Here is a 10,683-nt window from a genome sequence, read left to right as displayed (position 1 = left end):
GAAGACCCGGCGGCGGCGGCGGGCGCGATCGTCGCGGGGCTCGCGGCGGCGCTGCGGAGCCGGGAGGAGGTCGCGGCATGAGCTGGCTCGACAAGGTCCGCAACTCGATCCCCTTCATCCAGAAGCGCGAGACCCCCGACAATCTCTGGCACAAATGCCCGAGCTGCGGGACGATGGTATTCATCAAGGAATATGAGGAGAATCAGTCGGTCTGCCCGAAGTGCGATCATCACGGCCGCATCGGCCCCGACGCGCGCTTCGATGCCTTGTTCGACGGTGGACTCTACGTGCCGCTGCCGAGCCCGGCGGTGCGCGAGGATCCGCTCAAGTTCCGCGATTCGAAGCGCTACGTCGAACGGCTCAAGGCGGCGCGCACCGCCACCGGCGAGACCGACGCGCTGATCAACGCCAGCGGGCGGATCGAGGGGCTGAAGGCGATCGTCGGCGTCCAGGATTTCGCCTTCATGGGTGGATCGATGGGGCTGGCGGTGGGCGCGGCGTTCGTTTCGGGGGTCGAGGCCGCGATCGCCGATCGCGCGCCCTATATCATCTTCACCGCCGCCGGCGGCGCGCGGATGCAGGAGGGCATCCTCAGCCTAATGCAGATGCCGCGCACCACGGTGGCGATCCAGCGGCTGCGCGAGGCGGGGCTGCCCTATATCGTCGTGATGACCGATCCCACCACCGGCGGCGTCACCGCTTCCTATGCGATGCTGGGCGACGTCCAGCTTGCCGAGCCTGGCGCGCTGATCGGCTTCGCGGGGCAGCGCGTGATCGAAAGCACGATCCGCGAGAAATTGCCGCCGGGCTTCCAGCGCGCCGAATATCTGCTCGCACACGGGATGCTCGATCGCGTCGTCCATCGCCACGAGCTCCGCGCCGAGCTGGCGACGCTGATCGGCTATCTATGCCCGTCCGTGGCGGCGTGACCCCTTCCTCCCCTCCCGCTTCCGGGCGGGGGGGCAGATAGGTGGACCAGGCCACCTCCGCCGATCCCGCGGTGCAGCGCCAGCTCGATCGCTTATGGGCGCTGTCGCCCGGCGCGGACATCCTGGGGCTGGAACGGATCACCGCCTTGCTCGATCGGCTGGGCAATCCGGAGCGCGCGCTGCCGCCGGTGCTCCATGTCGCCGGCACCAACGGCAAGGGATCGACCTGCGCCTTCCTGCGCGCCGCGATCGAGGCGGCGGGCCTCCAGACGCACGTCTATACCAGCCCGCATCTCGTCCGCTTCAACGAACGCATCCGCCTCGCGGGCACGCTGATCGACGATGCGCCGCTCGCCGAACTGCTCGGCGAGGTGCTCGATATCGGCGCGGACATCGGCGCAAGCTTCTTCGAGGTCACCACCGCCGTGGCCTTCCTTGCCTTCAGCCGAACGCCGGCCGACGCCTGCGTCGTCGAGGTCGGGCTCGGCGGCCGGCTCGACGCCACCAACGTCGTCGCCGCGCCGCTCGTGTGCGGGATCGCGCAGCTCGGGATCGATCATCAGGCCTTCCTCGGCGATCGGATCGAGCAGATCGCCGCCGAAAAGGCCGGGATCGCCAAGCCGGGCGTGCCGCTCGTCACGCTCCATTATCCCGCGCGCATCGCCAACCGCATCGGCCAGGCGGCGCGCGCGGCGGGCGCGCCCTGGATCGCGCGCGACGGCGGCTGGAATGCGAGCGCGAGCGGCGGCAAGCTGCATTACCAAGATGCGGCCGGCGCGCTCGATCTGCCGCTGCCGCGCCTGCCCGGCGCGCATCAGGCCGTCAATGCAGCGCTCGCGGTGGCGATGCTGCGGCATCAGCGGACGCTCGCCATCCCGCCCCCGGCGCTGCGCGCGGCGATGGGCTGGGCGGAATGGCCCGCGCGTCTCCAGCGCCTCACCGGCGGCAGCCTCGTCGCGCTGTTGCCCGACGATACCGAGCTCTGGCTGGATGGCGGGCACAACCCCGCCGCCGCGCGCGCGATCGCGCACTTCTTCCGCCATCGCCTCGCGCCCGGGCGGCGCTTCCACATCCTGCTCGGCATGCTCGCCAACAAGGATCTGCCGGGTTTCCTCGAGCCCTTCGCGGGGAGCAAGGCCGTGATCCACCCGATCGCGGTTTCCGGCCACGCCGCGCATGCGCCCGATGCGATCGCCGCCGCCGCCGCCGCGCTCGGCCTCGCCGTGGGCGCTGCGGGCAACCCTGAGGCGGCCCTCCGCGCGATCGCCGCCGAAGCCGATGGCCCGGTCACGATCCTGATCGGCGGCTCGCTGTATCTCGCCGGCGAAGCCCTCGCGCTCAACGGGACGCCGCCGGGCTGACCGCACCCGTCGCGCCGCGCAGCGCGCGCAGGCCGCAACGATAGTCCGGATGGCGCGGGCGCCAGCCGAGCAGGCGCTTGGCCTTGCCGTTCGCGACCCGGCGATTCTCCTCGTAGAAAGCGCGCGCCGCCGGCGAGAGCCGGGCGTCGGCGAGGCTTTGCAACGGCGGCAGCGGCGCGCCGAGCAGCGCGCAGCCGAGCTCGACTAGCGCATTCTGCGGCGCCGGCAGATCGTCGCCGAGGTTGAAGACGCCCGCCTCCATCGTCCGCGCCGCCAGCGCCACGGCATCGACGATGTCGTCGACATGGACGCGGCTGAACACCTGTCCGGGCAGGTCGATGCGATGCGCGGCGCCGCTCGCGATCCGATCGAGGATCGAGCGGCCCGGGCCGTAGATGCCGGGCAGGCGGAAGACGCATGCGCCGATCGCCTGCCACGCGCGATCCGCCGCGTTGCGCTCCGCCCGGCGGCCCCTGAGCGGCGCGCCTTCGTCCACCCACGCGCCCGCGCAATCGCCATAGACGCCGGTCGAGGAAAGATAGCCCTTCCACGCCGGAGACGCGGCCAGCGCGGCACCGTGGCGGCGCAGGATCTGGTCCGCCCCCGCTTCCGGCGCGACGGTCGAGACGATGTGCGTCGCCGCGCCGATCAGCGCGGTGGCATCGCCGTCGCGGCCGATCGCGAAGACCGCAGCACCCTCCGCCTCGAACGCGGCGGCGATCCGCCGCCCGACATAGCCCGGACCGAAGAGCAGCAGGCGCACGGCGTCACGCGCCCCGGGTTTGTTTGGAAACTCGCGAAAGGGCGAGTTTCAGGCGGCACCGGCGGCACCGGCGGCCCGGAGCGCGGCATAGCCGAGCAGCATCGCGCCCGTCGCACCCGAGAAGGACAGCAGGACCCATGCGAACACGGTGAGGATCAGCGGGTCGGTGCGCGCCTCGCGGCGGTTGCGTGATGCGCTGGCGACGACGAAGCTCGCCAGCATGCCATAGGTCAGCGTTGCGAATTCGAGCATCTTTTGATCCCCCCGGATCGCTGGTTGCTGGGGCTCCGGCCTAGCCGGAACAGGGTTGAGGATGCGTTAATGCTGCGCTGCAATCAAGTCCCAGATCGATCGGATCGGCGCATCGGCGCGATATGGTTCACCGGGGTCGCCGAAGCCGCTAGAGTCTCAGTCATGAACCACGCGCCCTATCCCGCCCTCCGTCTCCGACGCACGCGTTCTTCCCCTTGGAGCCGGGCGATGGTCGCGGAGACGACGCTCGGCCCGGCCAACCTGATCTGGCCGCTGTTCGTCACCGATGGAACCGGGGTCGAGGAACCGATCCCGTCGCTGCCCGGCGTCTCGCGCTGGTCGGTCGATCGCGTCGTGGCGCGCGCGCGGGAAGCGGCGGCGGCGGGCATCCCCTGCGTCGCGCTCTTCCCCAACACGCCGAGGGCGCTGCGCAGCGCGCGGGGCGAGGAGGCGCTCAATCCCGACAATCTGATGTGCCGCGCGATCCGCGCGATCCGCGATGCCGTGCCGGAGATCGGCGTGCTCACCGATGTCGCGCTCGATCCCTATACCGCGCACGGGCACGACGGTATCGTCGACGATGCCGGCCGCGTCCTCAACGACGAGACGATGGCGGTGCTCGTCGATCAGGCGCTGGTGCAGGCGCGCGCCGGCGCCGGCATCATCGCGCCGTCGGACATGATGGACGGCCGCGTCGGCGCGATCCGGCAGGCGCTGGAGGTCGAGGGGTTCCACGACGTCCAGATCATGGCCTATGCCGCCAAATATGCCTCGGCCTTTTACGGGCCGTTCCGCGACGCGGTGGGATCGCGCGGGCTGCTCAAGGGCGACAAGCGCGGCTATCAGATGGATCCCGCCAATGCCGAGGAGGCCTTGCGCGAAGTGGCGCTCGATCTCGCCGAGGGCGCCGATACGGTGATGGTCAAGCCGGGCCTGCCCTATCTCGATATCGTCCGCCGCGTGAAGGAGCGCTTCCAAGTGCCGGTGTTCGCTTATGCGGTATCGGGCGAATATGCGATGATCGAGGCGGCGGTCGCGGCGGGCGCCGCCGATCGCGACGCGATGGTGCTGGAGACGCTGACGGCCTTCCGCCGCGCGGGCTGCGCGGGCGTGCTCACCTATCATGCGCTCCACGCCGCCCGGCTGCTGGGCGCGTGATCGGCTTTACGGGCGCAACCTGGCCGAAAGCGCCGCGACGGCGGTATTCTCGTCCGAGGTGAGCGCCGCGATCTTCGCTCCGGCGGCGTCGATCGCCGCGCGATTGGCGGCGGCGGCATTGGCCGGATCGGCGCGCAGCAGATCGACGTCGGCCTCGACCGCATGCAGCAGGCCGCGCGCGGTATCGAGCGCGCTCACCTCCTGCTGCGCGGCCGTCCATGGCTCGCTGCCAGCGGGCGCGTTGGCGGCGCGGGAGACGATCGCCGCCGTGTGCGCCTCGATCCGCTGAAATCCGGCGTGCGCCGCCTGCGCCTGATCGAGCAGCGCCCCGATCCTTGCCGCGAGCGCAGGATCGAGCGCGGAGATCGGCTCTCGGGCCTCGTCGGGGACGGGCACCGGTTCCTTTTCGATCGCGCGCGGTTGCAGGCTCGGGGCGTCGATCGTGCGTCCGACGCATCCGCCGACCAGCAAAAGCGCGGCAAGGATGATGGGGCGTGGTGCGATCATGCGCCGGCTGATAGCCCAGCGCGCGCGCCGGCGCACCTGTTCGCCGATGCACGGCGGGGGATCGTTTCGGGCCGCCGGGGCTTTGGTTCTGGCATGAGGAGACTATGATGCGCTTCGAGCCTTTGGTGTGCGTAATCGCCGCCGCCGCGATCGTCGCGCCGGGGCAGGCGGCGACGCCGCGCGATCTGCTCACCGCCGCCGCCTTCCAATCGACCGACAGGCAGCAGGCGCTGGCGCTGGTCAATCAGGCGGCCGCCCAGTCCGAAGCCCTGTTGGCGGCGCAGCGTAACAGCCGCGAGGGCCTGCTCCAGCATGCGATGGCGATCGGCTATCGCGCGGCGCTGACCAAGAAGCCGGGCGACGCCCGCGAGTCGCGCAAGATGTTCGAGGCTTTGGTCGCCGCCAATCCGCGCGATCCCGAATTCCAGCTCGCGATCGGCGGCTGGCATCTCGATACGATCGCCGCGGGCTTCCTGGCCAAGACCGTGCTGGACGCGAGGAAGGATGTCGGGCTCGACGCGGTCAACAAGGCGGTCGCGCTGGGCGGCGATCGCGCTTTCTTCAAGGGGCTGGCGGCGATGATGCGCATCCGGCTCGATCCGGCCGATGTCGATGTCGCGCTGGCGCTGGCGCAGCAGGCGGCGGCGGCCCCCGCGCCGACCCCGCTCGATCGCATCGTCAAGCGCGACGCCGAGGCGATGCTGCTTCCGCTGCGCGCCGGCGACGGCAAGGCGGCGGCGGCGCTGGCGCGCAAGCTGCTGCCGTTCGGCAGGATTCGCTGACGTCGGATCGAAATCGTAATTTCCAGGACGATCTCGACCGACGATGCGGATCGGCTTGCTTCAACCGCGATCGAAGAAGTCGACGTGACCGGTGGACAGATCGTAATAGGCGCCGACGACCCTGAGCTTCCCCGCCGCCTGCGGGGCAAGCATGATCGGATCCGATTCCCTGCGCAGGACGCCGACGACGCGCCGCACATTTTCCTTCACGGCGTTGGTCACGGGATCGCCGGGTCGACCGCGGCTCTGGAGAACCGCCGGGATGATGGGTTCGATCATGTTGCCGATCGCGCCGGGGAAGCGGGCGTTCTTTTCGACCACCGCCATCGCCGCCTTCACCGCGCCGCAGGATTCATGTCCCATCACGACGACCAGCGGCACGCCCAGTTCGGCCACGGCATATTCGATCGAGCCCATCGCCACGGTGTCGACGGTGTTGCCCGCGTTGCGGATGATGAACAGTTCGCCAAGGCCGCGGCCGAACAGCAGTTCGGGGGGCACGCGGCTGTCCGAACAGGACACATAGGCGCAGAACGGCGCCTGGCCGGCGGCGAGTTCGAGCCGGCGCTTGGGGCTGATGTCCTTGTCGGTCGACGCACCGCGCAGGAATGCCGCATTGCCGCTCTCCAGCAGCGCCAGTGCGGCATCCGGAGTCGTCGCGGCGCGTGCGAGCGGCTTTTCCGGCGGATCGGCGGCGTAGGCGGGCGCGCCCCCGTTCGAGAACAAGGCTGTCGCCATGACACCCGTACCGGCCAGCATCGTCCGGCGAGATACCGCTTCCATCCCTGGCAATCCCTTGCTGACGGGCAACTTCGCCGGCTTCGACAATAGCCGGTCGGATAGCATCCGCCAGACCATATCCCGCAGGTCTGTTGATGCCGAGGCTGAAGAAGAAGCGGGACCCCGGCTCAAGGCCGGGGTGACGTTTAAGCTTGAACGGGACAGCCTTTAAGGCGCGGCCGGCTCAGCTTTGCCGACCGACAAGAAACGGCCCGGATGGTTTCCCACCCGGGCCGCCCGTACGCTACGCTACGTACACCTTGTAAACTCAGTAGAAAAAGCCGCCGTAGACCTGGAGGACGCGGCCCGAGCGCAGATCGATGCGCACCACGTCGCGGTCGTACCGCACCCAGCGCTCGTTTCCGCCGACGATCGGCAGGCGATAGCGGGAGGCATCGATCCAGTAGCGGCGATCATAATAGCTCGGCTGGAACTGGTAGCCGACCGAGACCGGGCGATAGGCATAGCCGCGCGGCCCGACATAACGCGCGCCGCGATAGATTTCGGGATGGCGGCCGCGATAGTCGCGCCAATCCTCGCGCCCTACGCCCGGACGCGCGCCGCGATCGTACTGGCGCTGTTCCTGGCGATCATATTGGCGCTGTTCCTGGCGGACGTCGCGGCGGTTGTCGCGATAATCCTGATTCTGGGCCGAGGCCATCGCGGGCGCCAGCGTGGCGGCGATCAGGCCGGCGATCATAAGCTTACGCATCATCTTCTCCTTGTATCGGCCGGAAAAAACCGGCGCTCGAAGCTCTCTGTGTCGAATTTCCCGGCGGCCAGCTGGGGGCGGCCGCCGGGTCCCCGGCTCAACGGGCGGTCACCAGAAGAAGCCGGGGATCTCGTCGACGATCTGGCCACTGCGAAGGTCGATCAGCAGCACGTCGTCATAATAGCGGACCCAGCGATACGGGCCGTCGGCCGGCGGCAGGCGATAGGCCCAGGGATCGGTGATCCAGTAATTCTGCGCGAACAGGAACGGCGGCAGCCGGAAGCCGATATCGAAGCGGCGGTAGCCGTAGCCCCAGTTGCGCGGCGCGATATAGCGCGAGGCGCGGAAGATCTCGCGGTTCTGGTTGCGATAGCCGCGCCAGTCGTAGCGCTGGTCCCGGCGCCAGTCGCCGCCGCGATTGCCGTTGCCGGCATAGCCGCGCGCCTGCTCGGCGCGGAAGCCATTGTTGCCGTCCGGCCCGCGACGATCGTCGCGCCCGCGATTGTCGAAGCCCCGATTTGCGAAGCCGCGATTGTCCACGCCCCGCGCCTGCTGGGTACGGAAAGTATCGTTCGTGCCGAGGTTGCGCTGATCCCGGCCGCCCCGGCCTTCGAAGTTGCGGCGATCGGGCACCGCCTGCTGCTGCACTTCCTGCGCGCGGACCTGCGCCTGACGCGCCGGCTCTGCCTGCTGCTGGGGTACGGCTTGCTGGGGCGCCGCCTGCGCGCGATCCGGGCGTCCACCGCCACGGTCCCCGCGCTCGCCACCATTGTCGCGATGGCGCAGATCGCCGCGTGCGGCGTCCTGGTCGTCGGGCAGCGCCGAAGCGAGCGCCGGGATGGCGGCGGTGAACGCCGCGGCGAGCAATGCGGTGCGAAACGTCTTCATGGCCTTCACGCTCCTCGGCCGGCGGCTCTGTGCCCCGGCATGACGACGTTTCTGGCCGAGTCGCGGTGAGCGCTGCCTGAAGCTGTTCGTCAGCTAATCGACAGCTTTGGGCAGCCTGGAGGGGGGCGAGGTCACCTGACCTCACAGTACTTTAGCGCTTGGTCGAGGGCGTCAGCGCGGGCACCGCGGCGGCGGCGTCGGCGGGCTTGATCTCGGGCGGCGGGGCGGCGGTGATCGGATCGCCGCCGGCGATCACCTCGGCGGCGCGCTGGATGGCGCGGCGGATGCGCGGATAGGTGCCGCAGCGGCAGAGGTTGGTGATCGCCCGATCCACCTCGCCGTCGGTCGGGTGCGGCGTGTGCGCGAGCAGGGCGGCGGCGGCCATGATCATCCCCGATTGGCAATAGCCGCACTGGGGAACCTGCTCGGCCACCCATGCCTGCTGGACCGGGTGGCCGCGATCCGGGGAGAGCCCCTCGATCGTCGTCACGAAGCTTCCTTCGATCGCGCCGATCGTCACCTGACATGAACGGTGGGCAACGCCGTCGACATGCACCGTGCAGGCGCCGCACTGGCCGAGCCCGCAGCCATATTTGGTGCCGGTGAGATTCGATGCGTCGCGCAGCGCCCACAGCAGGGGGGTCGCGGGGTCCATCTTGTAGTGGACGGCATTGCCGTTGACGGTGAAGCGGGTCACGGGGCGCCGATAGCGCAGCGCGGGCGCTATTGGAAACCGCCGCGCGCCCTCCCATCTCGTCGCTATGCGTCAACCCAGCCTTTTCCTTCCCCACGGCGGCGGCCCCTGCTTTTTTCTGGAGCCCGACGGCGGCTGCCCGCCGATGTGGCGCGAAATGCGCGATCATCTCGCGGCGATCCTGCCCTCGCTGCCCCGGCAACCGCGCGCGATCCTGATCGTCTCGGGGCATTGGGAGGAGAGCGGCTTCACGGTGCACGCCGGCGCGCGGCCCGATCTGCTGTTCGACTATCATGGCTTCCCGGAGCCGACCTACCGCCTGCGCCACGACGCCCCCGGCGCGCCGGAGCTGGCCGGGGAGGTGGCGCGCCTGCTTTCGGCCGCGGGTTTCCCCACCGGCATCGAAACGCGGCGCGGCTGGGATCATGGCGTCTTCGTGCCGCTGAAGGTCGTCGATCCCGCCGCCGAGTTGCCGATCGTCCAGCTTTCGCTGCGGCACGATCTCGATCCTGCCGCGCATATCGCCGTCGGGCAGGCGCTCGCGCCGCTGCGCGACGACGATGTGCTGATCGTCGGATCGGGGATGAGCTTTCACAATATGCGCGCCCGCGACGGCAGCGCCGCTGTGCGCTCCGACGATTTCGATCGGGCGCTGGTCGATGCGGCGACCGATCCGGACCCGGAGGAAAGGCGCGCGCGCATCGCGGCGTGGGAGGAACTGCCCGAGGCGCGCTATGCTCATCCGCGCGAGGAGCATCTGCTGCCGCTGATGGTGGCGCTTGGAGCCGGCGCCGACGATCCCGCGCACCATTTGTTCCGGGATCATGTCATCGGCTGGACCGTTTCGGCGTTTCGCTTCGGCTGAGGCTTGTCGAATCACGCGGCCGCTGATAGGGGCGCCGCTTCCCGACGCGGGCCTCGTCCGTGGCGCAGATCGCTATTGCCGGCCGATGGACGCATCGGTCTTGCCGGAGACATGAGTTTTTATGCAGATCATCGTTCGCGATAACAATATCGATCAGGCGCTGCGCGCGCTCAAGAAGAAGTTGCAGCGCGAGGGCGTCTATCGCGAGATGAAGCTGCGCCGTCATTACGAGAAGCCTTCGGAGAAGCGCGCGCGCGAACGCGCCGCCGCGATCCGCCGCGCCCGCAAGCTGGAGCGCAAGCGCGTCGAGCGCGATCAGGCGCGCTAGGCTTCGATGACCGAAGTCACCGCCGTCCCGCTCCGCCCGGTGGGGAAGAGCGGCATCACCGCTTTGTGGATCGGCATCGCGGTGCTGATCGCCGCCGGGATCGGCGGCGCCTATGCTTCGACGCAGAAGGCGGTGCTCACCGCGATGCCGCCGGAGCGGTTCCTCGCGGCCAACGGCAAGCGCGCGGGCGTCAAGACCACCGCCTCCGGGCTCGAATATGAAGTGCTCAAGAAGGGCGAGGGCGCGACGCCGACCACCGCCGATGTCGCGCAGGTCGATTACGCCGGCAGATTGCTGAACGGCACGGTCTTCGACGCCAGCAAGCCGGGGCAGCCCGTGGCGATGCCGGTGGGCCAGGTCGTGCCCGGCTTCGCCGAGGCGCTGACGCTGATGCCGCGCAACGCCAAATATCGCGTCTGGATCCCGCCGCAGCTCGCCTACGGCGATCGCGAAGTCGGCCCGATCCCCGCCAATTCAGTGCTGGTGTTCGATATCACGCTGCACGATTTCATGGCGATGCCGCAGGGCATGGGCCAGGGGATGCCGCCGGGCCTGTGATCTGGATCCTCCCCTGCGAGGGGAGGATCGCCTCCGAGGCTGTCCTGTTCAAGCCGAAACGTCACCCCGGCCTTGAGCCGGGGTCCCGCTTCTTCTTCAGCGTCGG

14 protein-coding genes are annotated in these 10,683 nt (G+C 69.5%); 7 read left to right on the top strand and 7 right to left on the bottom strand.

Features of this window, described 5'->3' with window-relative positions:
• The first annotated feature begins 77 nt into the window (after window positions 1-77).
• The gene (gene accD / locus HUU94_RS01900; RefSeq protein ID WP_174273433.1) at window positions 78-929 is read left to right on the top strand and encodes an acetyl-CoA carboxylase, carboxyltransferase subunit beta; all 852 of its coding nucleotides are present in this window, start codon (window positions 78-80) and stop codon (window positions 927-929) included.
• 41 nt (window positions 930-970) lie between these two features.
• Window positions 971-2,290 (top strand): bifunctional folylpolyglutamate synthase/dihydrofolate synthase, encoded by a 1,320-nt coding sequence (locus HUU94_RS01895; protein ID WP_174273432.1) that lies wholly within the window; start codon window positions 971-973, stop codon window positions 2,288-2,290.
• On the opposite strand, the gene HUU94_RS01890 is transcribed toward HUU94_RS01895, so the two are convergent.
• Window positions 2,268-3,053, bottom strand: a complete 786-nt coding sequence (locus tag HUU94_RS01890) for an SDR family NAD(P)-dependent oxidoreductase (RefSeq protein WP_438827095.1) — start codon at window positions 3,051-3,053, stop codon at window positions 2,268-2,270. The genes HUU94_RS01895 and HUU94_RS01890 overlap by 23 nt on opposite strands.
• A 48-nt stretch (window positions 3,054-3,101) precedes the next feature.
• A complete protein-coding gene (locus tag HUU94_RS01885; protein ID WP_174273431.1) occupies window positions 3,102-3,305 on the bottom strand; it encodes a hypothetical protein in 204 nt (67 codons plus the stop codon).
• A gap of 162 nt (window positions 3,306-3,467) precedes the next feature.
• Here HUU94_RS01885 and hemB point away from each other — a divergent pair, with 162 nt between their 5' ends.
• Window positions 3,468-4,463 carry a porphobilinogen synthase gene (gene hemB / locus HUU94_RS01880; protein WP_174273430.1) on the top strand — a complete coding sequence of 332 codons (996 nt, stop codon included), beginning with the start codon at window positions 3,468-3,470 and terminating at the stop codon, window positions 4,461-4,463.
• 6 nt (window positions 4,464-4,469) lie between these two features.
• Here hemB and HUU94_RS01875 read toward each other — a convergent pair whose 3' ends face one another.
• Window positions 4,470-4,970, bottom strand: a complete 501-nt coding sequence (locus HUU94_RS01875; RefSeq protein ID WP_174273429.1) for a hypothetical protein — start codon at window positions 4,968-4,970, stop codon at window positions 4,470-4,472.
• A gap of 107 nt (window positions 4,971-5,077) precedes the next feature.
• Here HUU94_RS01875 and HUU94_RS01870 point away from each other — a divergent pair, with 107 nt between their 5' ends.
• A complete protein-coding gene (locus HUU94_RS01870; RefSeq protein ID WP_254601866.1) occupies window positions 5,078-5,752 on the top strand; it encodes a hypothetical protein in 675 nt (224 codons plus the stop codon).
• A 60-nt stretch (window positions 5,753-5,812) separates the two neighbouring features.
• On the opposite strand, the gene HUU94_RS01865 is transcribed toward HUU94_RS01870, so the two are convergent.
• The 4 genes from HUU94_RS01865 to HUU94_RS01850 all read right to left on the bottom strand — a co-directional run bounded on the left by HUU94_RS01865 (window position 5,813) and on the right by HUU94_RS01850 (window position 8,829).
• Window positions 5,813-6,535 carry a carbonic anhydrase gene (locus HUU94_RS01865; protein WP_254601865.1) on the bottom strand — a complete coding sequence of 241 codons (723 nt, stop codon included), beginning with the start codon at window positions 6,533-6,535 and terminating at the stop codon, window positions 5,813-5,815.
• A gap of 265 nt (window positions 6,536-6,800) precedes the next feature.
• Window positions 6,801-7,244, bottom strand: a complete 444-nt coding sequence (locus HUU94_RS01860) for an RcnB family protein (protein WP_174273427.1) — start codon at window positions 7,242-7,244, stop codon at window positions 6,801-6,803.
• 108 nt (window positions 7,245-7,352) lie between these two features.
• Window positions 7,353-8,132, bottom strand: a complete 780-nt coding sequence (locus HUU94_RS01855; RefSeq protein WP_174273426.1) for an RcnB family protein — start codon at window positions 8,130-8,132, stop codon at window positions 7,353-7,355.
• Window positions 8,133-8,283: 151 nt separating this feature from the next.
• Window positions 8,284-8,829 (bottom strand): (2Fe-2S)-binding protein, encoded by a 546-nt coding sequence (locus HUU94_RS01850; RefSeq protein WP_174273425.1) that lies wholly within the window; start codon window positions 8,827-8,829, stop codon window positions 8,284-8,286.
• A gap of 64 nt (window positions 8,830-8,893) precedes the next feature.
• On the opposite strand from HUU94_RS01850, the gene HUU94_RS01845 reads away from it, so the two are divergent.
• From HUU94_RS01845 to HUU94_RS01835, 3 genes are all read left to right on the top strand, one after another.
• A complete protein-coding gene (locus tag HUU94_RS01845; protein ID WP_174273424.1) occupies window positions 8,894-9,691 on the top strand; it encodes a DODA-type extradiol aromatic ring-opening family dioxygenase in 798 nt (265 codons plus the stop codon).
• Between the two features lie 121 nt (window positions 9,692-9,812).
• Window positions 9,813-10,019 carry a 30S ribosomal protein S21 gene (gene rpsU / locus HUU94_RS01840; RefSeq protein WP_174273423.1) on the top strand — a complete coding sequence of 69 codons (207 nt, stop codon included), beginning with the start codon at window positions 9,813-9,815 and terminating at the stop codon, window positions 10,017-10,019.
• Window positions 10,020-10,025: 6 nt separating this feature from the next.
• A complete protein-coding gene (locus HUU94_RS01835) occupies window positions 10,026-10,577 on the top strand; it encodes an FKBP-type peptidyl-prolyl cis-trans isomerase (RefSeq protein ID WP_174273422.1) in 552 nt (183 codons plus the stop codon).
• The last annotated feature ends 106 nt before the right edge of the window (window positions 10,578-10,683 follow it).

Source organism: Sphingomonas bacterium (genome assembly GCF_903644055.1).
Lineage (GTDB): Bacteria > Pseudomonadota > Alphaproteobacteria > Sphingomonadales > Sphingomonadaceae > Sphingomonas_I.
The sequence above is the reverse complement of the archived record's forward strand: the minus strand, read 5'-3'. Positions and strand labels throughout refer to the sequence as shown.